The sequence below is a fragment of the Microbacterium invictum genome (genome assembly GCF_014197265.1).
Taxonomy (GTDB): Bacteria; Actinomycetota; Actinomycetes; order Actinomycetales; family Microbacteriaceae; genus Microbacterium; species Microbacterium invictum.
Window position 1 is genome coordinate 351145 of sequence record NZ_JACIFH010000001.1, and the last position, 22005, is coordinate 373149.

Here is a 22005-nt window from a genome sequence, read left to right on the forward strand (position 1 = left end):
CGCCCAATCGCACGAAACTCGCGCGACTTGCGGCCCACGCTCATCCCGCGCGCTTAGGGTGTGTCGTGTGTGGCGAGCAGAGGGCGGAGCCGTGCGCGGCGACATCGAGGCCGGGCACGCGAATGCGGTGACCCCTTCCGACCTCGACCTGTCGGAACCGGGAGTGGTCGTGTCGCATGTCGCAGAGCCTGAGCGGAACAGACTCCGTGAAGAGGCGGCGCAGCTGGGCGGCCGGTCGACGCTTCTGCACTTCGCCGACGACAGCGACGCGGGCATCGACATCACCAAGGCACACCCCGGCAGCCTGCCCCAGTTCATCACCGGCCGCTCGACGCTGCTGTCCAACCTGTTCCGCGACGAAGTGGGCATGCACAGCGCGCGCCTCGCGGCCGAGCGCATCGCCGCGAAAGACGTCGAGCTGCGCACCTCGCGGGGCCTGGACACCGTGCATCTCGCGGTCGGCATGGCGACCTGGCGCATCGGCGGCATCGTCTGCACCGCGCCGGTGCTGCTGCGGCCACTCGCGATCCGCCGTCATCACAACGACTTCGACCTGAAGCTGCACGGCTCGTTCGGCATCAACCCCGAGCTGGTCGAAGCCGCGCGCACCCACTTCGGCATCGCGCTCGACGGACGCGCCCTGTCGTCCCTCGCCTACGACGACGGGGTCTTCAAGCCGCAGCCGGTCATCGACCACCTCCGTGCCCTGACCGCGCACGTCGCGACCTTCACGGTCCGCCCGCGCCTGATCGTCTCCACCTTCGCCGACGTCGCCGCCGACATGGAGCGCGACGCCGTGAACCTCGATCACCCGCTGCTGAACGCGCTCGCCGGCCACGACGCCGACCGCGAAGAGCTGACCGGCCCCCGCCCCGTGCCGGCCGCGATCGGCGCGGACGACCGGCCCCCGGCATCCGATCGCCTCCTGCTCGACGCCGACGCCGAACAGGAAGCGGTCCTCGCACGCATCGTCGCGGGACAGTCGCTCGCCGTGCACACCCTGCCCGGCACCGGCGGCACCCAAACCGTCATCAACGCCGTCGGCGAGCTCGTCCGCGCCGGCAAGCGCGTGCTCGTGGTCAGCGCCCGCCGCTCCACCCTCGACGGCGTCGGCCACCGGCTCGCCGGCATCGGACTGCCCGGCCTCGCCATCTCGCCGCGCCGCCTGCACCGCGACCTGATCCGCGCGATCGGCCGCAACGAGAAGGCCACCCAGCCCAAGGTCGCCGAGGTCGACGACGCGCTCGTGCGGCTGCGCACCGTGCTGCGCGACTATCGCGCGGCGCTGACCGGACGGCATCCGCAGATCGGTGTCTCACCGCTGGAAGCACTGCGGACGCTGTCGACCCTCACGGGCGCGGCCACCCCGATGGTCGAGACCCGCTTCGACATGCGGACCCTGCAGACCCTCTCGACCCGGCGCACCGAAGCGGCCACGACGCTGGCGACCGCCGCGCGGCTGGGCGAGTTCCGGTTCGGGCCGGACGACTCGCCGTGGTACGGCGTCACCTTCGCCTCGAACGAGCAGGCGACCTCGGCGCACGCCCTCGCGTCGCGCCTGCACCGCACCGAGGTGCCCGGCATCCTCGAGCGCGGCTACGAGCTCATCGGGCAGACACGCATGCGGCCGTTCACGACGATCGCCGAGATGGGCGCGTACGTCCGGCTGCTGCAGGGCATCCGCGCCTCGCTCGACCGGTTCAGCATCACCGTGTTCGAACGCCCGCTGGGTGAGCTCATCGAGGCGCACGGATCACGCGGCGACACCGAGATGTCCGGCGCGAACCGCCGCCGCCTGCGCCGCCTGTCGCGCGAGTACGTGCGGCCCGGCATGCACATCACCGACATGCACGAGGCGCTCGTGCGCGTGCAGCAGCAGCGCACCCAGTGGCAGGGGCTGGTGGATGCCGGAGTCACACCCGAGATCCCGCTCGGCCTCGACGACGTCGTCACCGCGTGGCAGCGCGTCGATGCGCACCTGACCGACCTCGACACGGCGCTCGGCCGGCAGACGCCGCTGGCGTCGCTGCCGATCCCGCAGCTGCTGCGCACCCTCGCGGGCCTGGCCGCCGAGTCGGACGTGTTCGACAACCTCGTCGAGCGCGCCACGCTGCGCGGTGAACTGGCCGCGCTCGGCCTCGAGCCGCTGCTGACCGAGCTGTCGGTCAAGCACGTGCCCGAAGACCGCGTCGCCGCCGAGTTCGAGTTCGCGTGGTGGCAGTCGGCCCTCGAGGCCATGCTGCGCACCGACCGAGCCCTGCTCGGCGCGAACACCTCGGTCGTCGAGCGTCTCGAGCGCGACTACCGCCTGGTGGACGAGTCGCACGCCGGCTCGGCCGGCCCGCTGCTGGCCGCCGAGCTGGCCACCCGCTGGAAGATCGCGATCGTCGACGAAGCCCACGAAGCCGCGGCGCTCAAGGCCGCGCTGCGGACCGGGACCGCCACGGCGGGTGAGCTGGTCGCCGCCGCGCCCACGCTCATGCGCACGCTCGCGCCGGTGTGGCTCGCGTCGCCCTACGAAGTGCCCGCGATCCCCGATGCGCCCGAGTTCGACGTCGTCGTGATCGCCGACGCCGCCGCCCTGTGTCTCGCCGAGGCCGCGCCGGCACTGCGGCGCGCACGGCAGGTCGTGCTGTTCGGCGACCCGGTCACGCAGAAGCCCACGCCCTTCCAGCTCGCGGCCGGCTTCGGCCACGAGACCGCGGAAGAGCCCGAGGTCGACTTCGACGAGCAGAGCCTGTTCGCGCGCATCGCCGAGCTGCTGCCCGTCGAGAAGCTCACGCACAGCTATCGCGCCGGCGGCGAGGATCTCGCCGAGCTGGTCAACGACGCGTTCTACGACGGCGAGATCGTCTCGCTGCCGTGGGCAGGCTCCTACCTCGGCCGCGGCAGCCTCAGCGTCGACTACGTCGAGGGCGGCACCGGCGCGCCCGACCCCGTCACCGGCGCCGTCGAGAGCCCCGATGCCGAGGTCGCCCGCGTCGTGACGCTCGTCGTCGAGCACGCCGTGAACCGTCCCGCCGAGTCGCTCATGGTCGTGACCGCCTCCACCCGGCACGCCGAGCGCGTGCGGGCCGCGGTCGCCGCCGCGTTCGCGGGACGCTCGGACGTCGCCGACTTCGTCGGGCGCGACACCGCCGAGCCGTTCGCCGTGCTCGGCCTCGAGGAGTCGGTCGCCGAGAGCCGCGACCGCGTCATCTTCTCGCTCGGCTTCGGCCTGACCAAGCACGGCCGCGTGCTCACCGACTTCGGCGACCTGTCCGGCGCCGACGGGGAGCGCCTGCTCACCGTCGGCATGACCCGGGCCCGGCGCTCGATGGTCATCGTGTCGTCGATCCGCCCGTCGGCGTTCGACGAGGGCCGGCTCGAGTACGGCGCCGCGACCCTCATGTCGATCCTCGGGGGCATCGCCGCCCGTGCCCGCGAGTCGCGCCTCGAAGACCTCGCCGACCCGCTCACGCTCATGCTCGCCGAGAAGCTGCGCAGCCTCGGCATCTCGGTCGACGTGCATTACCGCGGACTGCTGCCGCTGGTGGCCCAGTACCGCGGCAAGGCAGTCGTGGCCGAGTGCGACCCCGAGACGGTGGGGGAGTCCCTGCGCGAGGCGCTGCGCCTGCGCCCGCAGATCCTGAGGCGCCTGGGCTGGCACTACGTGCGCGTGCACGCGTTCGACCTGTACAGCGACCCGGCCGGCGTCGCGTCGCGCGTCGCCGCGATCCTCGGCGTCGAGCCGCAGACGCCGTCGGCCGACACCACGACCCAGCCGATCGATGTCTCCGAATGAGCGTCAGCGCATCGTGCGGGTCGCCGGCTCCCGCCGTGTGCGCCTGACCCCTGCCCCCGGTACGAGCGCCGAGCCGGTTCCCGGCGATGCGTCGACGATGGATGCCGGAGCAGACGCGAACGGCGCCGCCCCGGCATCCGGAATCTCAGCGGGCCCCAACGACGACCGCCTGCGACGGGACGTCCCCCCGCACTACTGATCGGCGCCCCGGCCGACCGGTCAGACGCGGGGCGTCTGGTCCTTCTCGAGCAGGTCGCGGATCTGCACGAGCAGCTCCTGCTCGGTGGGGAGCGCGGGCTCTTCCTCGGTGACGCCGGCCTTGCGGGCGGCGCGCTCCTTGGCCCTGTTCATCGGCATGACGAACGCGAAGTACACCACGACGGCCACTGCGAGGAAGTTGATGACGGCGCCGATGATCGCACCGATGGCGAACGTCGCCGTTCCGCCGAACAGCGTCGGGACCTCCCACATGAGCGCCGTGTCGAGGCTGTCGGCCGCGAAGAACAGACTGATGAGCGGATTCACCAGCGCGTCGACCACAACGTTGACGATCGCGGTGAACGCGGCGCCGATGACGACGGCGACGGCGAGGTCGATGACGTTGCCGCGCAGGATGAACTCTTTGAATCCCTGGATCATTGCGTGCCTTCCGTGTCCGGCCCGCGGCCGGCGATTACGATCCCGACGGAGCGGGCGAGGCTTTTGCCTCGGACTTCGATGATGTCGAAGACGCCGCGGCGGCGCCACTCGACGAATCGGAAGACGTCGAATCGGACGACTTCGAATCGGACGAGGACCTCGTGGACGAGCTCGACGCGGCGCGCGAGTCGGTGCGGTAGAAGCCCGAGCCGTTGAAGGTCACGCCGATCGAGCCGTACTGCTTGCGCAGCACCCCCTGGCACTGCGGGCACTCGGTGAGCGAGGGCTCGGAGAACGACTGGACGGCGTCGAAGCGGTGACCGCACTGCGTGCAGGCGTAGGCGTAAGTGGGCATGGGTCCTCGAGGTTCAGCAGGGTTCAGCGCGTCAGGGTGACGGTGCGAGTGGGGGTGACGACGCCGGTCACCGGCTGGTCGTGCAGGTCGCGGGGGACGTCGTCGAGCAACTCGGAGTCGAAGATGACAGCGTAGACCGGCGGGCGGTGTTCCATCGAACCGAGAGTCTTGTCGAAGTAGCCCCGGCCCCAGCCCAGACGCGTGCCGTGCCGGTCGACGGCGGCCGCAGGGATCACCATCACGTCGACCTCATCGACGGCCAGCGGGCTCAGCACGTCCGAGATCGGCTCGGGCACGCCGAAGACGCCCTCCACGACCTCCGCGTCGGGATCGGCGACCGTCCAGTCCAGCAGGCCGTCGGTACGGGTGAGGGGGAGGAGGACCCGGATGCCGCGCTCCAGCGCCCCGGCGATGAACTCACGCGTGCCGGGTTCGATGGTGGTCGACAGGTAGCACGACATCGTCTGGACGCCGAGCTGGGTCACAAGCGCATCGAGCTGCTCCCGGATGCCACTGGCGGCGGCCTCATTGGCCTGCTCGGATCGCTGCTGGCGACGCTCGCGCAGGTCGGCACGCAGCGCCCGTTTCGCGTCATCGATGCCGTCGCCCATCCTCCGATCATAAATGGGTGTCATGGATGCCGGGCGGTGTCACCGCGGATCGCTAGAGTGTGGGGCATGTCTGCTACGCGCATAAAAGCCGTCATTCCCGCCGCCGGCCTCGGCACCCGGTTCCTGCCGGCGACCAAGGCCATGCCCAAGGAGATGCTGCCGGTGGTGGACAAGCCGGCCATCCAGTACGTGGTCGAAGAGGCGGCGGCCGCCGGGATCGAGGACGTGCTGATCATCCTCGGCCGCAACAAGAACAACATCTCCAACCACTTCGACTCGGTGCCCGAACTCGAAACCGTCCTCGAGAACAAGGGCGATCACGAAAAGCTCGGCCGGGTGCGCCGGTCCACCGAACTCGCCGACATCCACTTCGTCCGGCAGGGCGAGCCCAAGGGGCTGGGTCACGCCGTGTGGCGCGCACGCGCCCACGTGGGTGACTCCTCATTCGCGGTCCTGCTCGGCGACGACCTGATCGACGAGCGCGACGAACTGCTGACCACGATGCTCGAGGCGCACGAGCGTACCGGGCTCACGGTGGTCGCCCTCATGGAAGTCGACCCCGAGTCCATCCACATGTACGGCGCCGCCGCCATCGAGCCGACCGAGGACGCCGGAATCGTCAAGGTCACCGGCCTGGTCGAGAAGCCGAAGAAAGAAGACGCGCCGTCGAACTACGCCATCATCGGGCGTTACGTACTGCCGCCGAAGGTGTTCGACATCCTCGAGCGCACCCCGCCCGGGAAGGGCGGCGAGATCCAGCTCACCGACGCACTGCAGGAGCTCGCCGTCACCGACGGTGTTCTCGGCGTCGTCTTCCGCGGGCGCCGCTACGACACCGGCGATAGGGTGGACTACATCAAGGCCATCGTGCAGATCGCCGCGGACCGGGACGACCTCGGACCCGACGTGAGGCCGTGGCTGAAGGAATTCGCGGCGCAGCTCTGACGCCGCCTCGCCGAGGAGTACGCGGGTGGATCTGACGGCACCCCGCCAGCACGGACCGATCTCGATCCGCCTTGCTCGCCCGCGCGATGCGCGCCCCCTGCAGGACGAGCTTCTCAGCAACCGGTCTTGGCTGCGGCCGTGGGAGGCGACCAGCCCCGACGGCCCGGTGTCCTTCGACATGCGCGTCGGCATCCGCCGGCTGCTGCAGCAGTACCGCGACGGCGGCGGCGTGCCCCTGGTCATGGAGTACAACGGCGAGATCACCGGCCAGCTGAACGTCTGGGGCATCGCGCGCGGGTCGCTCGCATCGGCGACGATCGGGTACTGGGTCAGCAAGCGGTTCGCCGGCCGCGGCATCACCCCGACGTGTGTCGCGATGGCCACCGACATGTGCTTCACCGACCTCAATCTGCACCGGATGGAGATCTGCATCCGGCCCGAGAACCGGGCGAGCCTGCGCGTGGTCGAGAAGCTCGGATTCCGGTACGAGGGGCTGCGGCGACGGTTCATCCACATCGACGGCGACTGGCGCGATCACTACGCCTTCGCGCTCGTGCGCGAGGAGGTTCCGGAGGGTGTGCTGCAGCGCTGGGTGTCGGGCCGGGCGCCGTCCGAGCGGGCCACGGTGCCGCCGGTGGACCGCCTGCCGTCCTGAGCAACCTTCGAGTTGAACTCGAACTTCAGACACGCGGGCCGGTGCCGGGCCGCGAGGGCCCCGCGCGCTTACCTTTGACCACATGGGTGGGCAGGTTCTCGGCGGTGGTGTGATCGTTCTGGTGGCGGTCGTGCTGTGGCTCGTGTACCTGCTGCCGTCGTGGCACGGCCGGCACCAGTTCAACGCCGCCGAGCGCAACGCCCTCCGCCTCAACCGGGCGCTGCGCGTGCTGGCCGAGACCAGCGAGGCACCCGAAGAGGTCCGGCTCGAACTCAACGCCCGCACCGCCGCTGCGCAGCAGAAGCTCGCCAAGCAGGCGCAGACCGAGCGTGAGCAGGCCGAGCTCGAGATCGCACGCGCCGAGCTCAAGATCGCCCGCGCCGACGCCGCCGCCGCACGCGAGCGTGCGCGCGCGGACACGGTCGTCTCACGCGAGCGGTCGCGCGCCGAAGTGCAGGCGTCGCGCGAACAGGCCCGCGTGGAGGCGCTGGCCGCCCGTGAGCAGGCTCGCGTGGATGCCCTCGCAGCCCGCGACCAGGCTCGCGCTGACGCGGCCGTCTCGCGAGCCGATGCCGCCGCCGCGCGCGAGCGCGCACACGTCGACCTCGCGGCCGCGCTGGCCGCACCCGCCGCACGCCGTGCCCGTGCCCGCCGCCGTGCGCGCCTGGTCACCACGGTCATGGCCGCCGCTTCGCTCGGGCTGATCGGATGGGGTGCCGTGCAGATCATCGCCGGAGCCGGACAGCTGATGCTGTGGGCCGGAGTGGCGGTCTTCGCCGGGTGCGCGGTCACGCTGAACCGCATGTCGGTCGTCCAGCGTCGCGCCGCCGCGCGGGCGGTGCCCATTGCGGTCGTGCAGACCGTGGCATCCGCCCCCGGCACGATCATGGACCCCGACCGTCCGTCGTGGACCCCCCGGGAGCTGCCTCGCCCCCTCACCGCCTCGGCCGGCTCACGGGCCGCCGCCGTGCTCGATGGTGCGGCCGCCCACGACGCCCTGCGCCGTGCCGCTCTGGACGACGCGATCCGCGAGCGTGCCGCGCAGGCGGCGCCGCCGTCGATCGACACCGCGCGGCGTGCACGACCGGCCGCGGGGGACACCTTCGCCGGCCCTGCCGACGACGAGCGGATCGAGGCGCACGTGCGCTCGCTGCTCGAGCGGCGGGCGTCCGGTCAGTAGCCACCGGCGGTCGGGAGTGGCCCCCGGCGCGTGATAATCTATTCAGGTTCTTGGGCCTGTGGCGCAGTTGGTAGCGCGCTTCGTTCGCAATGAAGAGGTCAGGGGTTCGAATCCCCTCAGGTCCACCAAGGTGATCAATCGCGCAGCGGGTGCACGCCCATGCAGCCGAGTCTCGAACGCCCCCTGTCGTCGTCGACATTCCCGGCGTACAGTCGCGGCATGGTCACTGACGATCCGACGCTCACGAATCCCGACCGCTACCGCACGCTGTGGGAGAACGAGTTCGTTCGTGTCCTCGAATACGTCGACCAGCCTGGAGATCGAACCACTCCCCATGACCATCCGAACAGTGTGATGGTCACGCTGAGCGCGTTCTCGCGCACGCTTTCAGCCGGCGACCGGGTGTTCGAGACCGAGCTTCCCTCCGGGCACGCGGTGTGGATACCCGCGCAACGCCATTCCGGCGAGAACACCGGCGATACGCCGACACACACGATCCTGATCGAGCTGAAAGGCGCAGCCGCCGGGGAGATGATCAGCGGCGCACTCGGCCCCGTCACGTAGCCCGGGTCGGGGTCGAAGCCCCAGTGCGCACGGCTCGTGCGATGGTCACGGACGTGGGAGTGTGCCCAGCGGCGAGGATCATCGCGGCTGGGGGTCTCACGGTCGACGCCACGCTGAATCGCTGACAGAGTGAGGGATCGGGCGAACCAGGCCCGAACAGGGGAGTCAGCATGGTCATCGCAGGGCTCGTGCTCGCCGGCATCGCCGCGCTCGTCCACGTCTACATCTTCTGGATGGAGTCCGTCACCTGGACCAGCCGGAGAACTCGCCACACCTTCGGCACGTCCGAGGCCGAAGCCGAGGCGACCAAGGCGATGGCCTTCAACCAGGGCTTCTACAACCTGTTCCTCGCGATCGCGGTCATCCTGGGCCTCGTGTTCTTCGTGGTCGGCATGACTGCCGTCGGCGCCACTCTGGTCTTCGCCGGGGCGGGATCGATGGCCGCGGCGGCACTGGTACTCGTGGCCTCCGACCGGAAGTACGCGTCCGCGGCTCTCAAGCAGGGTGCCATCCCGGCGCTCGGGGTCATCGCGTTGGCCATCGGGCTCTTGATCTGATCCGTACCGCTCGCGGCACCGGCATCCCTTCGCCACAAGTATGAAAGAAAGCTTGCGCAAGAAGTCTTTCATAAACTAGTCTCGTCGACATGGCAGAGCAGGTCTCACGGCAGGTATCCGATCCGGCGCGATTGCGGGCGCTGGCGCACCCGCTGCGCATCCGGCTGTTCGACCTGCTCAACGACCACGATGAGCTCACCGCCAGCGAATGCGCAGAGCTGGTGGGCCAGTCGCCGGCCAGCTGCTCGTTCCACCTTCGGATGCTCGAGAAGTACGGGTTCATCGAGCGGGCGCAGGCACGGGGCCGCGAGAAGCCCTGGCGACTGAGCGCACCCTCGTGGGACATGCGCCCCGAGCCCGGCCAACGGGCGTCGCTGACCACCGTCGCCGAGATCGCCCTCCTGGGGCTCGACTTGGACGTCTCCCGCATCCGCTCCTACTTCGAGCACGTCGGCACCGAACCCGACGAGTGGGTGCAGGCGAGCACCTTCACCCGGTCGACGTTCTGGGCGACCGCCGACGAACTCGCCGGGCTGAGCCGCGACCTGCAGCGCATCACCGACCGGTTCGCCGGCCGCCAGAAGGATCCCTCGCTTCGGCCCGAAGGGGCCCGCTACGCACGCATGACCGCGATCACCCACCCCGACCCGGTGGGGTACGTCGATCACACGACCACGGAGCCCGAGGACCTGACATGACCGTCTCCACCAAGGCCTGGACAGCCCCGGGCTTCCGACGCCTCTCCACCGCGTGGGTGTTCACCAACCTCGGCGACAGCGCGCTGTATCTCATGGTCGCGGTCTGGGTGAAGGAGTTCACCGGGTCGGACGTCGCGGCCGCCTTCGTCTTCGTCGCGCTGGGCCTGCCGGCGCTGCTCGCCCCCTTCATCGGCATGCTCGCCGACCGGATGTCGCGCAAGGCGCTGCTGGTCGCCAACAACATCGTGCTCGTCCCGCTCGTACTGTCGCTGCTGCTGGTGAACGGGCCCGCCCAGCTGTGGCTCGTGTACAGCGTGATCTTCCTCTACAGCGCTGCCGGATACGTCACCGCATCGGCGCAGTCGGGCATCATCCGCGGCATGCTGCGCGATGAGCAGCTCGCCAGCGGCAACGGCATCCTCTCGACGATCGACAACGGCCTCCGGCTGATCTCGCCGCTCATCGGCACCGCGCTGTATGTGGGCATCGGGGCGCACGCGGTCGTGATGCTGACGGCCGCGTGCTTCGCGCTGGCGGCGGTCGTGCTGGCGTGGCTGCCCGCCTCCGCCGCTCCGGCGCCGAGTGCCGAGGACCGCGGCTACCTGCGCGAACTGGTCGCGGGGTTCGAGCACCTGTTCCGCGTCGTCGCGCTGCGCCGGCTCACCCTCGCGATCGCGATCGCGTTCGGCGCCACGGGGCTGCTGAACATCATCATCTTCCCGGCCCTCGACGCGATGAACGTCGACGCCGCCACCATCGGATGGCTCGTGCCGCTGCAAGGAGCCGGGGCGCTCGTGGGGGGCATCCTGTCGGCGATGCTCGTCACCAAGCTGGGCGAGGGTCGCGCCGCGGCGCTGGGCCTCGTGCTGCTCGCCGCGGGATCGGCGCTGCTGACCTTCGGGTCGCTGTCGCTGGCCGCGGTGGGCATGGTCATCGCCGGCCTCGGCATCCCGGTCACCGTCGTCGGCTTCGCGACCATGCGGCAGCGGCTGACACCCGACGCCCTGCAGGGGCGCACCGCCGCCGCGGGCAACGTCAGCATCAACCTGCCCCAGACGATCGTCTCGATCATCGGCGCCGGCTTCCTGGCGATCACCGACTATCGCATCCTCATCTGGCTGACCGTCGCCGCGGTGCTGCTGGGGGCCGTGCTCGCCGCCGGCGCACGGTCGCGGACGGCCGAGCCCCACGCAGTTGAGGTCGACGCAGCCGAGGCGTGACCGGGGGCGCCGTCACGCCGGCGGCTCCCACGATTGCAGTCCGTCCAGCTGACGGCGCAGAACGGATGCCGGGGTGGCGGCGACGGCGGCATCGCGCGCCCGCGACAGCACCCTGCCCCGGACGTGGGCGAGCCGGCCGATCATGCGGGAGCGCCGCGCGATGCGCTGGCTGCGTGGCCGCCGGAGCGCGTCGTAGCGACCCAGGGTGGCCCGGACAGCCACGGGGTCGGGCGTGGCATCCTCAGCCAGGGGAGCGAGCAGCGCCGCGAGCGTGGCCGCGTCTTCCATCGCCTGCCCGCCACCCTGCCCGAGGTTGGGCGTCATGGCGTGCGCGGCGTCGCCGAGCAGCGCGATGCGCCCGTGGACGAACGAACCCAGCGTGCCGGCCAGCTCCTCGATCGGCAGGTAGTGGATGGCCTCGGGCCGGGTGGACTCGATCAGCTCGGGGATCGGGTCGTGCCAGGCGCCGAACAGCGTGCGCAGCGCGGCCAGGTCGTCGTCGACCGGTACGCCCGGCACCGCGGTGACCACCGCGAACCAGTACACCCGGCCGTCGGCGAGCGGTGCGATTCCGAACCGGCGGCCGACGCCCCACGTCTCCCCGGCCTCGCCGTGCAGATCGACGGGGCGGTCGGTGATCGCCCGCCACGTCGAGTAGCCCGCGTACCGAACGCCCGGATCGTCGCCGAATGTCGGCCGCACTGTACTGCGCAGGCCGTCGGCGGCGACGACGACGTCGAACCGATCGGTCTTGTGGGCACCGTCCGGTCCGACCCGGGTGACCTCGCCGTCCGGCGAGACCGCGGTGACCTCATGCCCGCCGCGGACGACTCCCACCGGCACGGCCGCCCGGAGCACTGCGTGCAGATCGGCACGGTCGACGATGCGCAGCTGCGCGAGCGCGTCACCCGGGTAGGTCGACAGCCACGATCCGTCGGGCCGTCGCTGGCCGCCGCGCATCATCGCCGCCTCGGGTGAGGTGACGCCCATCAGCTCCACGCCCAGCGATGCCAGCGCCCGGATGCCGTTGCCGAACAGTGACAGGCCCGATCCGCCGGGTCGCAGGTCGGCCGCACGCTCGAACACCACGACCTCGGCGCCAGCCCGTCGCAGCCCGATCGCCGCGCACAGGCCCCCGATGCCCGAGCCGATGACCGCCGCCCTCATACGCCACCCCCAGAAAGTGCCCCCAACATAGCGCGAACGGCGGGCGATGCCATCGCACCACCCGCCGTTCGGACGCCCCGGTCAGACGCCGGCGGCCTCGCGCTCGCGCAGGTCCTTGCGCAGGATCTTGCCCGCCGAGGACTTCGGGATCGCCTCGATGAACTCCACCCGGCGCACCTTCTTGTGCGGGGCGACGTTCTCGGCCACGAACGCCATGACCTCGTCCGAGGTCAGCCCCGAATCGGGAGCCGGCACGATGAACGCCTTCGGGATCTCCTGCTTGTCCTCGTCCAGGACGCCGATGACCGCGGCATCCAGCACCTTCGGATGGCCGAGCAGCAGCGCCTCGAGCTCGGCGGGAGCGATCTGGTAGCCCTTGTACTTGATGAGCTCCTTGACCCGGTCGACGATCGAGAAGTAGTCGCCGCGGTGGGCCACCGCGATGTCGCCGGTGTGGAGGAACCCGTCGGCGTCGAGCGTCTCGGCGGTCGCCTCGGGCTGGTTCAGATAGCCGAGCATCACGTTCGGGCCCTTGACCCACAGCTCGCCCGGCCGGGTCTGACCGTCGTCGCCGTACTCGGTGATCTCCTCACCGGTGGCGGTGTCGATCAGCTTGCACACCACGTTCGGCAGCGAGCAGCCGACCGAGCTGACCGGGATGTCGTCACGCGTGTACGGCATGGCGTGCGAGACGGGGCTGAGCTCGCTCATGCCGTATCCCTGCATCATGCGGGTGTGCAGCCGGCGTCCGGCGAGCTCGGCGGTCTCGCCGTCGAGCGGCGCTGCACCCGAGAACACGGTGTGCACGGTGGAGATGTCGAACTGGTCGACGACCGGGTGCTTGGCCAGTGCCACGGCGATCGGCGGGGCGATGTAGAGGTAGGTGCAGCCGAACTTCTGGATGATCGTGAGGAACTCGACGAGGTCGAACTTCGGCATCGTCACCAGACTCGCGCGCTGCTTGAGCGCGAGGTTCAGCAGCACCGTCATGCCGTAGATATGGAAGAACGGCAGCACCGCCAGCACCCTGTCGGTGTCGCGCAGATCGATGTTGACACGGCACTGGGCCACGTTCGCGACGAGGTTGCGGTGGCTGAGCATGACGCCCTTCGGGATGCCGGTGGTGCCCGACGAGTAGGGCAGCACGGCCACGTGCGTGGCGGGGTCGAAGGCCACCTCGGGCGGGGTCCGCTGCTCCATGAGCAGCTCGCGCAGGTTCGGGTGGCCCGCCTCGGAATGCTCTGGGGCGCCGTCGAGCACGATCAGGTGGTCGTCGGCGATGCCGACCGCAGCGGCCGCGGCCTTCGCCTGGGGGAGCAGGGGGCTCACGGTGATGAGCCAGGAGGCACCGGCATCCCTCAGCTGCTTCTCGATCTCACCGGGCGTGTAGAGCGAGTTGATGGTGGTGACCGTCGCCCCGGCGCGGAGGATGCCGTGGAACACCGTCGCGAACGCGGGCACGTTCGGGCACAGGAGCCCCAGTACCGTGTCGATGCCGACCTCGCGGGCCGCCAGCGCTCCGGCGAACGCGTCGACCTGAGCCTTCAGCGCCCCGTAGGTGGTCTCGGCACCGGTGGCCGGATCGATCAGCGCCACGCGGGCGGCGTCTTGGGCGGTCAGTGAGCCGAACAGGTCATCGTAGATGCTGACTTCTGGAATCTCGATGTCCGGAAAGGGGCTGTGGAACACGAGGCGCTTCTCCCTTGAATCGCTGAACACGCGGCATCGTCGCCGGATGCCACCATCATGACATACCGGTTGGTCGGAACCCGGTGCCGCATCGAGAGGGACCGGGTGCCGCGTCAGGCGGGGATGCGGCGGCCGACGTCGAGTCGCTCGGCGGCGAGGGCCTCGGCGGCGGCGAGCGGGGTGATCACGCGGGTGGATGCCGTGTCGAAGACGTTCCGGACGGTGTCGCCGATCGCGGCGACACGCGCCATGATCTCGTCGCGGGCGCCCAGCTGCTTCGCCACCAGGTCGAGGTAGACGACGCCGCCGGCATTGACGACGAAGTCGGGGGCGTACAGGATGCCGCGGGCTGCGAGCCGATCGGCTCCGGAGCGGTCGGCGAGCGGGTTGTTGGCCGGTCCGCACACGGCGGCCGCGTCGAGCGTGTCGATGACCTCGTCGGTGAGTACGCCGCCGATGCCGGCCGGGACGAACACGTCGGCGGGAACCAGGTGCTCGGTCCCGGGCTCGACCCAGCGCGCACCGAGGTCGGTGGCGAGGCTTCGCTTGGCCGGGTTCACGTCGGTCACGGTGAGGACGGCGCCCTCGGCGGAGAGGCGGACCGCGAGCCGGCTGCCGACCTGGCCGAGACCGGAGATCGTGATGCGACGGCCGGCGACGTCGGCCGACCCGGTCACGCGTTCGAGGGTGGCGCACAGCGACGCGTAGACGCCGAGGCTCGTGGGGCCGGCGGGCTCGCCCGAGCCTCCGACGGTGTCGGGCAGCCCGACCACGTGCGCGGTGCGCTCGCTGACGGTGAGCATGTCGTCGGTGGTCGAGCCGACGTCCTCGGCCGTGCGGTACAGCCCGCCCAGCGACTCGACGGCGTCGCCGAGGTCGAGGAAGGCGGCGCGTCGCCGTTCGGCGTCGAGGGTCTGGCCCGGTTCGAGCCGGATGACCGCTTTGCCGCCGCCGGCGTCGAGGCCGGCCGCGGCGTTCTTGAGGGTCATGGCGGCCGACAGCCGCAGGGCGTCGCCGAGCGCGTCGCTCCAGTGCGGGTAGGTCCACAGGCGCGCGCCGCCGAGGGCGGAGCCGAGCACCGAGGAATGGAGCGCGACGGTGATGAACAGGCCGCTGCGCCGCCCGCTGATCACCTCCACGCGCTCGTGGGTGAATTCGGGTAGGGGCAGGTGCGTCATCGCGTTCTTCCTTCGGCCGGCCTTGTGGGCGCTGCGCTGTGGACGCCGCGGCGTTGCGGCATCCTGCTCCCATTGTGCCTCAGCGGTTCGGCGAAGTCACTCGCTCCGGCCGCGGCCGGCTCACCCCTCCGCGCCGTTCACGATCGCCCGCCAATCGAGGGGGACGCGACCGCGCGGCCCGGGTGCGGGCTGCGACTGCGGGTGGCTCGTCGGGGGCGCCAGCTCGGGTCCTTCGATGCTCTCGCCGGCCACGAAGTCCCAGAACCAGTCCTCACCCGGTTCGAAGCTCTGCATCACGCGGTGTCCGGTCTGCTCGAAGTGCGCGGTGGCGTGCTTTCCGGGCGAGCTGTCGCAGCAGCCGATGTGCCCGCACGCGGCGCAGCGGCGCAGGTACATCCACCAGCCGTCGGCCGCGTCGCACTCGACGCACCCCGTCCCGGACGGCGGTGCGCTCGTGTCGGCATCCGTCATCGTCTGTCCTCCTGTCTGTCTCACCCGGCCAGCGCACGATGCACTGACGCGACGGCGCTCGATCCCTCGCCGACCGCCGCGGCGACGCGCTTCATCGACCCGCGTCGCACATCGCCGGCCGCGAAGACGCGCGGCATCGACGTCTCGAACGGCAGCGGTTCACGGCCCAGACTCTGCCACCGCTGCAGCGACTGCACCGCCACGTCGGTGCCGGTGCGGAGAAACCCCTCCTGGTCGCGGTCGAGGGCCGGTACCCAAGACGTGGCCGGGTCGGCGCCGATGAAGCAGAACAGGCCGCGAGCCTCGATGTCGCCGGCGCTGTCGATGCGGACCCGCTCGAGCGCACCGTCGCCGTCGAGGCCGGTGATGTTCGAGCTGCGGTGGACCCTCACCCGCGGTTCTTCCATGAGCCGGTCGACCAGATACGACGACATCCGCGCGCCGAGGTCGGAGCCTCGGACCACGAGGTCGACGGGGCAGCCGTTCGCCGCGAGGTACAGGGCGGCCTGCCCGGCCGAGTTCGCCCCGCCGACGACCACGACCGGCGCACCGGTCACCTGCCGCAGCTCGAGGGGAGTGGCGGCGTAATGGATGCCAGCGCGCTCGAAGTCGCTCCAGCGATCGACGGCGAGACGCCGGTAGGCCGCGCCGGAGGTGATCACAACGGCACGGGCGCGGATGATGCGGCCGTCGCCGAGCGTCACATCCAGCTCGCGGGCGTCCCTGTCCGGCGGGGGAATCCCCTCTGACGCGGGCCTCGCCTCGGGCACCGGCGCGAGCGCGACGGCTTCGCACGGTGCGTAGACGCGCACGCCGAACTTCAGCGCCTGCAGGGTCGCCTGGCCGATCAGATCGCCGCCGCTGACGCCGAACGGGAAGCCGAGGAAGTTCTCGATGCGCGACGTGGCCGCTGCCTGCCCGCCCGGGGCCACGGCATCCAGCAGCACCGTGCTCAATCCCTCGGAAGCCCCATAGATCGCGGCGGCGAGCCCCGCAGGGCCGCCGCCGACCACCACGAGGTCGACGACCTCGTCGGACCGCGCCTGATAGCTCAGCCCCAGCCGCTCGGCGATCAACTCGGGCGTGGCCTGCGGCAGCGGTTCACCCTGGATGAATGCGAGCGGAAGATCCGCGGTGGGGATGTCGTGCGCGGCCAGATATCCCGCATTGTCGGGCGTGAGGGCCACCGCCGTGTGCACCAGGTCGAGTCGTTCGGCGAAGCGGCGCAGCGCCAGGAAGTCGCTCGACGCGGGATCGCCGACGAACTTCAGGGTCATCGCGGCCGGGCCGTTGCGCAGCGACTCGCGCCGTGCCCACAGGGCATGGAGGATGAGGTCGCACAGCTCGTCGTCCTCGTTCATGAGTCGACGCAGCTCGGCGCGTGAGACCCGTCGCACCCGGCTGGACGACGAGGCCCGCGCCGACAGGAACGCGCCCTGACCGTTGAGCAGTCCCAGCTCGCCCACGAACGTGCGCGGCCCCATGCGGGTGAGCACCACCTCGTCGACCCAGCGCAGCGCATCGCGGACGACCTCGATCTGGCCCGACTCGACGAGGATCAGGTCGTAGTCGGCGTCGCCCGACCGGAAGAGGTAGGTGTCGGCGGCCACCGTCTCGGGCGTGCCCAACGCCGACAGGCGCTCCCACTGCGCGTCGGCCAGCATCGGCCACAGGAGCTGGTCGGTGGTGGATTCGGTCACGGGGCATCCTCCTCTGGGCCGTCAGCTCCGGGGCTCGGCCCGCGGCTGAAGCTGTGGCTCGGGCTGCGGTGCGGTCCGCAGGGCGCGGATCAGGGACTGCGCGTCGAACGGGCCGACGTGGCGGCGCCCGTTGACGAAGAAGGTGGGCACCGAGGTGATGCCCATCGCTTCGGCATCCAGCATGTCGTCGCGCACCCGTCCGGTCACCTCGCCCGATTCGAGGTCGCGCTCGAACTTCTCGACATCGAGCCCCAGCTGGTCGGCGATGCGTACGATGTCGGACGGCAGCTGGTGCTCCTGGTCCGCGAACAGGGCCCGCTCGAACTCGAAGAACCGTCCCTGCAGGGCGGCCGCCTCGGACGCCTCCGCCCCGGCGAGGGCGTTCGGATGCTGCGCGGTCAGCGGTGCGTGACGCCAGACGTACCGCAGGTCGTCGCCGAGCTCGCGCTGCACCTCGGGGATGGACCCCGACGCCTTCAGGCAGAACGGGCACTGGAAGTCGCCGTACTCGACGATCGTGTAGCGCGCGTCGTCCGGACCGTACGTGTGGTCGCGTGTCGAGTCGACGGGGCGTACGAGTGTCCGGCCGGTCTCGATCTCGGGGTGCACGGCGTCGGAGACGCGGAACACCACCGTCGCCACGGCGAATGCGATGACGGATGCCGCGAGCACGCCGGCCCGGGCCTCGTTCTGCGCCGTGGCGTCGTCGATCGCCAGGTCGATGATGAAGAGCGAGATGGTGAACCCGATGCCGCTGAGTGCGGCGCCGCCGGCGATGCGATCCAGCGTCAGCCCCGGACCGAACTCGCCCAGCCGCAGCGACTTCATGAGGGCGGTCGACCCGAAGATGCCGACGAACTTGCCGGTCACCAGGCCCACCACGATGCCCCACGTCAGCGACGATTGCAGCGCGCCGGCGAGGATCTCGCCGTCGACGACGACGCCCGCGTTGGCCAGGGCGAACAGCGGCAGGATGACGTAAGCGACGTACGGTGCGTACGCCGACTGCAGGCGCTCGTTGATCGAGATCGACTCGCGCAGGCTGTTGGCAGCCGCACGCGCATACTCCGTGTTGGGGGACTGGCGGAAGGTGCGCGCCAGCTCGAGCGCGTGCTCGACGTCGCGACGGTTGGGCCGATACACCGGCACGAGCAGCGCGATCGCCACTCCGGCCAGCGTCGGATGCACTCCCGAGGCGAGGAACGCGAGCCACACGATGACCGCGAGCGTCGCGTAGACCGGCCCGCGGCCGCTGCGAAGGTAGCGAGTGAAATACACCCCGGCAAGCCCCGCGGCGGCGACCAGCAGCGGCAGCGGTGAGAAGGTGTCGGTGTAGACGAGCGCGATGATGCTCAGCGCCCCGATGTCGTCGACCACCGCCAGCGCCAGCAGGAAGATGCGCAGTCGCCCGGGCACCCGGGGACCGACCAGGGCCAGCGCGCCGACGAGGAACGCGGTGTCGGTCGAGATGACGACACCCCACGCCCCGGCGTGGCCGGAGGGAGCCGCGATGGTCACGAACAACAGCGCGGGAACGACCAGCCCGGCGATCGACGCGATCACCGGCACCATGGCACGTGACCAGCTCGTCAGCTCGCCGATTGCGAACTCCCGGCGCACCTCGAGGCCGACAGTGAAGAAGAAGATCGCCATGAGGGCGTCGTTGACCAGGGCATGGAGGGTGAATTCCAGATGAAGGTCGCCGATGCCGATGCTCAGGTGCGTCTCCCAGAACGACGTGTACGAACCGTCGGCGACGTTTGCCCAGACGATCGCCGCGACCGTGGCCAGCAGCAGGATGAGCGCGCCGATGCGGTTCTGACCCATGGCGCCGATGCGGGCGGCGATGGACGGTCGGCGGCGGTCGGGCATGCGGCGGGGGATCCTGTCGGTCGGGGGAGGGGCTCGGGGCTCAGTCTTCACCTCGGGGGAGGTGACGTCCAGCCCCCGCCGACGCCGCCCGGGCGTGCACCGCGAGGTCCCCGCGGGCTCATAGGCTGGGACGTATGACTGCGCACCTCCCGACCCGAAGCCGTCTCGTCCATGACGCGCTGCGCGCCGTCGGCATCTCGGGCGACATCGTCGTGTTGCCGGATGCCGCATCGACGGCGCCGCAGGCCGCCGCCGCCCTCGGGGTCGAGGTCGGTGCGATCGCGAACAGCCTCGTGTTCTGGTCGGACGGCGAGCCGCTGCTGGTGATGACCAGCGGGGCGCACCGCGTCGACACCGCCGCGCTCGCCGAGCGCCTCGGGCGGGAATCGATCACGCGGGCCACGCCCGACCAGGTGCGCGACGCCACCGGCCAGGCGATCGGCGGCGTCGCGCCCACGGGACACCCGGCGCCGCTTACCACGATCGTCGACGAGGCCCTCGCCGCGTTCCCCGAGATCTGGGCTGCCGGCGGCACCCCGCACACCGTGTTCCCGCTTACCTACGACGAACTGGTCGCGCTCACCGGCGGGACGGTCGCGAAAGTGGACTGACTCGGCAACGTGCTCGCGCGCCGGACGCGTGCGCGGGCGCGTGCCGTTCGCAGGACGGAATCGCGATCCCGGGCGTGTCGGGGCGTCGACACGCCGTCAGGGCGAAAACGTCCTGCGACACGAACGCGGGGCTGTCGTCTCCCGGAACCGCGGTCAGCTGACCGGGTCAGCCCGGCAGCAGGTCAGGCCGGCAGCGGGAAGCGCAGCACCGCCGCGACGGGAGACCCGTCGAGCAGATCGCTGTTGCGCACCGCGCGCACCGTGCCGCCTGTCCGCAGCACCCGCGCGGCGATCTCGTCGGCCAGCGCGTACGTGTCGGGGCCAGGCTCGTCGGCGTGCGTGACGGCGCCGAACTCATCGATGGTGCCTTCGTCCGTGGCATCCATGTCGAAGTACAGCTCGGCGATGCCGGCAGATGCCGACGCGAGTGCGACCTCCTTGAGGCGGCTGGTGGCCAGGCCCTCGGCGCGCAGTGTGCCGAATTGCTCACGCCACGCATCGAGCTGCGTCGCGTTGTGTGCGTCGATGAGTGCGCGCACGGCGGCGGTCTGCCGCTCGTCGTCGAGGGAGTCAGGGTGGGCTTCGAGACCGTTCTCGAGCAGGAGCGGATGGGTGTTGACCGCGCGGTAGGCGGGGTCGAGATCTGGCGTCGCCGCGAGGATGAGCGGCACGTCGTCGGGCACGGCCTTCACGACCTCGTCCTGCACCGTCCGCGCATACTTCTCGCGTTCGGGCCGGTCGCCGGTGGCTCCGTCGGCGCGGTGCCGGTCGAAGCGGCCGCCGGTGGTCGTGTGCTCGAGCATGAGCGCGTGGTCGCCGGGCAGAGCAAGCTCGTGCTCGACCGGGCGGTGATCGGGTCCGTACTCGAGCAGCCGCGCGCCGCCCTCGGTCAGCTCGACCACGAACGCGCGATGCGGGAAGGCGATCGCGCGCAGCAGGGCGCCGGTGTCGAACCTGTCGCCGACGGCGACGTTGCCGGTCAGCGTGCTCGGCAGGCGGAAGGCGTCGAGCCGGCCCGGCGCGGCGAGCACCACGAGCGACCGCGACTGGTGCTGCCAGAACTCGTCGTCCTCGATGAGGGCGCGCAGGTCGCCGATGACGGATGCCGCAGCCCCATGCGGCAGGTCCTTGTCACTGAGCTGGCGTTCGGCCTCGTCGACCGCGTTGCGCAGGCTGATGCGGATGCGCTCGTGCTCGCTCGGAAGCGGCGACGACTCGATCGCTATCGTGACGCTCGCCGGGTCGCGGTGGTCCACGAGCGCGAGCAGCTGTTCGGTGTCAGGGATGTCTGCAGGGAGCATGGGCCGACCATAGGCAGATCTCGCCGCCGACTTCGAGGGGGTTGCATGTCGCGCGCCGGTCGGTTAGGTGGCGGCGTGCTCCGCTGGTCGGATGACGGGCAGGCCGTTTCTACTGGCGCGATCCGATCTCGGCGATCGGCGCGCTGTGCATGGCCGCGCGCGTGGCGACAGCGAGCGATATCAGGCCGATGATGCTCAGAATGCCGACGATCGCCACGCTCTCCACCAGCGAGATGTTCGGCAGCAGCTGCCCCGAGATGCCGAAGCTGATCCCGATCAACGGGGGTCCGGCGACCCACCAGCACCGCCGCCCCCGACGCGTGGCGACGCCACCTCGCGCTCATGCTCGACGCCTACCGGGCCGCGCGGGCGCATCCGCTGGCCGAGCCGCCGATGACGGACGCGCAGCTGTACGACGCGATGGTCAATTCGGCGGGCTAGGTACCGACTGCTTCTATTGCGGACGGTCCATGTCCGGTCGGACCTGGCGCCGGGGTATCTCGGTCTCGCGGTTCGGTTCGCAGGATGGATGCCGGATCCCGGGCGTGTTGGGGCGTCGACACGCCGCGCAACGCCCGGTTGTCCTGCGAGCAAGACAACCGGGCGGCGGTGAGACCTGGGCTGCGGCGGGGTGGCGCCGCGACACCCGGATGGGGCGGGGCGCTGGCGTCGGATGCCGACATCCACACCGCCTCCTCCACAGAACCGGGGCGCGCCGAATTGTCCACAATCGGCGCGGATCCCGGCATCCGGCGACGCGGTGAGTGTCATCGTCGGGGCATGGATCTCCCCGCTGTCGGCGACCGCC

At 70.8% G+C, this 22005-nt stretch carries 21 protein-coding genes and 1 tRNA gene; 11 read left to right on the plus strand and 11 right to left on the minus strand.

The genetic code is table 11. From position 1 onward, the window contains the following. Window positions 1-67: 67 nt before the first annotated feature. Together BKA10_RS01760 and BKA10_RS01765 are read left to right on the plus strand one after the other, a co-directional pair. Window positions 68-3784, plus strand: coding sequence for an AAA family ATPase (locus tag BKA10_RS01760; RefSeq protein ID WP_248199104.1), 3717 nt, complete (start codon window positions 68-70; stop codon window positions 3782-3784). Beyond that, entirely contained in the window at window positions 3771-3983 is a 213-nt protein-coding gene (locus BKA10_RS01765; RefSeq protein WP_183498328.1) for a hypothetical protein, read from the plus strand. Before BKA10_RS01760 ends, BKA10_RS01765 begins: the two co-directional genes overlap by 14 nt. A gap of 20 nt (window positions 3984-4003) precedes the next feature. Here BKA10_RS01765 and mscL read toward each other — a convergent pair whose 3' ends face one another. From mscL to BKA10_RS01780, 3 genes are read right to left on the minus strand one after another with little or no spacing between them, the layout of a single operon-like run. Beyond that, window positions 4004-4423: a large conductance mechanosensitive channel protein MscL gene (gene mscL, locus BKA10_RS01770; RefSeq protein ID WP_183498329.1), complete on the minus strand. Its 420-nt coding sequence runs from the start codon at window positions 4421-4423 to the stop codon at window positions 4004-4006. Between the two features lie 34 nt (window positions 4424-4457). Further along, window positions 4458-4778, minus strand: a complete 321-nt coding sequence (locus tag BKA10_RS01775; protein ID WP_183498330.1) for an FmdB family zinc ribbon protein — start codon at window positions 4776-4778, stop codon at window positions 4458-4460. Window positions 4779-4801: 23 nt separating this feature from the next. Then, entirely contained in the window at window positions 4802-5389 is a 588-nt protein-coding gene (locus BKA10_RS01780) for a 5-formyltetrahydrofolate cyclo-ligase (protein ID WP_183498331.1), read from the minus strand. A 66-nt stretch (window positions 5390-5455) separates the two neighbouring features. Between BKA10_RS01780 and galU the strand changes: the two genes are divergently transcribed. The 8 genes from galU (at window position 5456) to BKA10_RS01820 (ending at window position 11208) form a co-directional block, all read left to right on the plus strand. After that, window positions 5456-6334 (plus strand): UTP--glucose-1-phosphate uridylyltransferase GalU, encoded by an 879-nt coding sequence (galU, locus tag BKA10_RS01785; protein ID WP_183498332.1) that lies wholly within the window; start codon window positions 5456-5458, stop codon window positions 6332-6334. A 25-nt stretch (window positions 6335-6359) separates the two neighbouring features. Next, window positions 6360-6989 carry a GNAT family N-acetyltransferase gene (locus tag BKA10_RS01790; protein ID WP_183498333.1) on the plus strand — a complete coding sequence of 210 codons (630 nt, stop codon included), beginning with the start codon at window positions 6360-6362 and terminating at the stop codon, window positions 6987-6989. 82 nt (window positions 6990-7071) lie between these two features. Then, window positions 7072-8169: a SepX/GlpR family protein gene (locus BKA10_RS01795; RefSeq protein ID WP_183498334.1), complete on the plus strand. Its 1098-nt coding sequence runs from the start codon at window positions 7072-7074 to the stop codon at window positions 8167-8169. A gap of 52 nt (window positions 8170-8221) precedes the next feature. Next, window positions 8222-8297: transfer RNA gene (locus tag BKA10_RS01800), tRNA-Ala, on the plus strand. A 91-nt stretch (window positions 8298-8388) separates the two neighbouring features. Next, on the plus strand, window positions 8389-8733 hold the full coding sequence (locus BKA10_RS01805; RefSeq protein WP_183498335.1) for a cupin domain-containing protein: 345 nt from the start codon (window positions 8389-8391) through the stop codon (window positions 8731-8733). Window positions 8734-8903: 170 nt separating this feature from the next. Beyond that, window positions 8904-9290 (plus strand): DUF1304 domain-containing protein, encoded by a 387-nt coding sequence (locus BKA10_RS01810; RefSeq protein ID WP_183498336.1) that lies wholly within the window; start codon window positions 8904-8906, stop codon window positions 9288-9290. Window positions 9291-9379: 89 nt separating this feature from the next. Continuing rightward, the gene (locus BKA10_RS01815) at window positions 9380-9988 is read left to right on the plus strand and encodes an ArsR/SmtB family transcription factor (RefSeq protein WP_183498337.1); all 609 of its coding nucleotides are present in this window, start codon (window positions 9380-9382) and stop codon (window positions 9986-9988) included. After that, window positions 9985-11208: an MFS transporter gene (locus BKA10_RS01820; RefSeq protein ID WP_183498338.1), complete on the plus strand. Its 1224-nt coding sequence runs from the start codon at window positions 9985-9987 to the stop codon at window positions 11206-11208. The genes BKA10_RS01815 and BKA10_RS01820 overlap by 4 nt, the downstream gene beginning before the upstream one ends. Before the next feature lie 12 nt (window positions 11209-11220). On the opposite strand, the gene BKA10_RS01825 is transcribed toward BKA10_RS01820, so the two are convergent. The 6 genes from BKA10_RS01825 to nhaA all read right to left on the minus strand — a co-directional run bounded on the left by BKA10_RS01825 (window position 11221) and on the right by nhaA (window position 19285). After that, a complete protein-coding gene (locus tag BKA10_RS01825) occupies window positions 11221-12375 on the minus strand; it encodes an FAD-dependent monooxygenase (protein ID WP_183498339.1) in 1155 nt (384 codons plus the stop codon). Window positions 12376-12456: 81 nt separating this feature from the next. After that, on the minus strand, window positions 12457-14064 hold the full coding sequence (locus tag BKA10_RS01830; RefSeq protein ID WP_183498340.1) for an AMP-binding protein: 1608 nt from the start codon (window positions 14062-14064) through the stop codon (window positions 12457-12459). A 113-nt stretch (window positions 14065-14177) separates the two neighbouring features. After that, window positions 14178-15242, minus strand: coding sequence for a Glu/Leu/Phe/Val dehydrogenase family protein (locus BKA10_RS01835; RefSeq protein WP_183498341.1), 1065 nt, complete (start codon window positions 15240-15242; stop codon window positions 14178-14180). Window positions 15243-15362: 120 nt separating this feature from the next. Then, on the minus strand, window positions 15363-15713 hold the full coding sequence (locus BKA10_RS01840; RefSeq protein ID WP_183498342.1) for a UBP-type zinc finger domain-containing protein: 351 nt from the start codon (window positions 15711-15713) through the stop codon (window positions 15363-15365). Between the two features lie 20 nt (window positions 15714-15733). Further along, window positions 15734-17413, minus strand: coding sequence for an FAD-dependent oxidoreductase (locus tag BKA10_RS01845; RefSeq protein WP_248199102.1), 1680 nt, complete (start codon window positions 17411-17413; stop codon window positions 15734-15736). Between the two features lie 21 nt (window positions 17414-17434). Then, window positions 17435-19285 carry a Na+/H+ antiporter NhaA gene (gene nhaA, locus BKA10_RS01850; protein ID WP_183498343.1) on the minus strand — a complete coding sequence of 617 codons (1851 nt, stop codon included), beginning with the start codon at window positions 19283-19285 and terminating at the stop codon, window positions 17435-17437. Between the two features lie 134 nt (window positions 19286-19419). Here nhaA and BKA10_RS01855 point away from each other — a divergent pair, with 134 nt between their 5' ends. Further along, a complete protein-coding gene (locus BKA10_RS01855; RefSeq protein ID WP_183498344.1) occupies window positions 19420-19896 on the plus strand; it encodes a YbaK/EbsC family protein in 477 nt (158 codons plus the stop codon). Window positions 19897-20078: 182 nt separating this feature from the next. Here the strand turns inward: BKA10_RS01855 and BKA10_RS01860 are convergent, their stop codons facing one another. After that, window positions 20079-21197, minus strand: a complete 1119-nt coding sequence (locus BKA10_RS01860; RefSeq protein ID WP_183498345.1) for a baeRF11 domain-containing protein — start codon at window positions 21195-21197, stop codon at window positions 20079-20081. A gap of 109 nt (window positions 21198-21306) precedes the next feature. Next, window positions 21307-21477 carry a hypothetical protein gene (locus BKA10_RS01865; protein ID WP_183498346.1) on the minus strand — a complete coding sequence of 57 codons (171 nt, stop codon included), beginning with the start codon at window positions 21475-21477 and terminating at the stop codon, window positions 21307-21309. Between the last annotated feature and the right edge of the window lie 528 nt (window positions 21478-22005).

Bases quoted from the DNA above. Each gene is read 5' to 3' on its own strand.
- BKA10_RS01765 (WP_183498328.1), top strand. From the start codon at position 3,771: ATGTCTCCGAATGAGCGTCAGCGCATCGTGCGGGTCGCCGGCTCCCGC.
- mscL (WP_183498329.1), bottom strand. From the start codon at position 4,423: ATGATCCAGGGATTCAAAGAGTTCATCCTGCGCGGCAACGTCATCGAC.
- BKA10_RS01775 (WP_183498330.1), bottom strand. From the start codon at position 4,778: ATGCCCACTTACGCCTACGCCTGCACGCAGTGCGGTCACCGCTTCGAC.
- BKA10_RS01780 (WP_183498331.1), bottom strand. From the start codon at position 5,389: ATGGGCGACGGCATCGATGACGCGAAACGGGCGCTGCGTGCCGACCTG.
- galU (WP_183498332.1), top strand. From the start codon at position 5,456: ATGTCTGCTACGCGCATAAAAGCCGTCATTCCCGCCGCCGGCCTCGGC.
- BKA10_RS01795 (WP_183498334.1), top strand. From the start codon at position 7,072: ATGGGTGGGCAGGTTCTCGGCGGTGGTGTGATCGTTCTGGTGGCGGTC.
- BKA10_RS01805 (WP_183498335.1), top strand. From the start codon at position 8,389: ATGGTCACTGACGATCCGACGCTCACGAATCCCGACCGCTACCGCACG.
- BKA10_RS01810 (WP_183498336.1), top strand. From the start codon at position 8,904: ATGGTCATCGCAGGGCTCGTGCTCGCCGGCATCGCCGCGCTCGTCCAC.
- BKA10_RS01815 (WP_183498337.1), top strand. From the start codon at position 9,380: ATGGCAGAGCAGGTCTCACGGCAGGTATCCGATCCGGCGCGATTGCGG.
- BKA10_RS01820 (WP_183498338.1), top strand. From the start codon at position 9,985: ATGACCGTCTCCACCAAGGCCTGGACAGCCCCGGGCTTCCGACGCCTC.
- BKA10_RS01825 (WP_183498339.1), bottom strand. From the start codon at position 12,375: ATGAGGGCGGCGGTCATCGGCTCGGGCATCGGGGGCCTGTGCGCGGCG.
- BKA10_RS01835 (WP_183498341.1), bottom strand. From the start codon at position 15,242: ATGACGCACCTGCCCCTACCCGAATTCACCCACGAGCGCGTGGAGGTG.
- BKA10_RS01840 (WP_183498342.1), bottom strand. From the start codon at position 15,713: ATGACGGATGCCGACACGAGCGCACCGCCGTCCGGGACGGGGTGCGTC.
- nhaA (WP_183498343.1), bottom strand. From the start codon at position 19,285: ATGCCCGACCGCCGCCGACCGTCCATCGCCGCCCGCATCGGCGCCATG.
- BKA10_RS01855 (WP_183498344.1), top strand. From the start codon at position 19,420: ATGACTGCGCACCTCCCGACCCGAAGCCGTCTCGTCCATGACGCGCTG.
- BKA10_RS01860 (WP_183498345.1), bottom strand. From the start codon at position 21,197: ATGCTCCCTGCAGACATCCCTGACACCGAACAGCTGCTCGCGCTCGTG.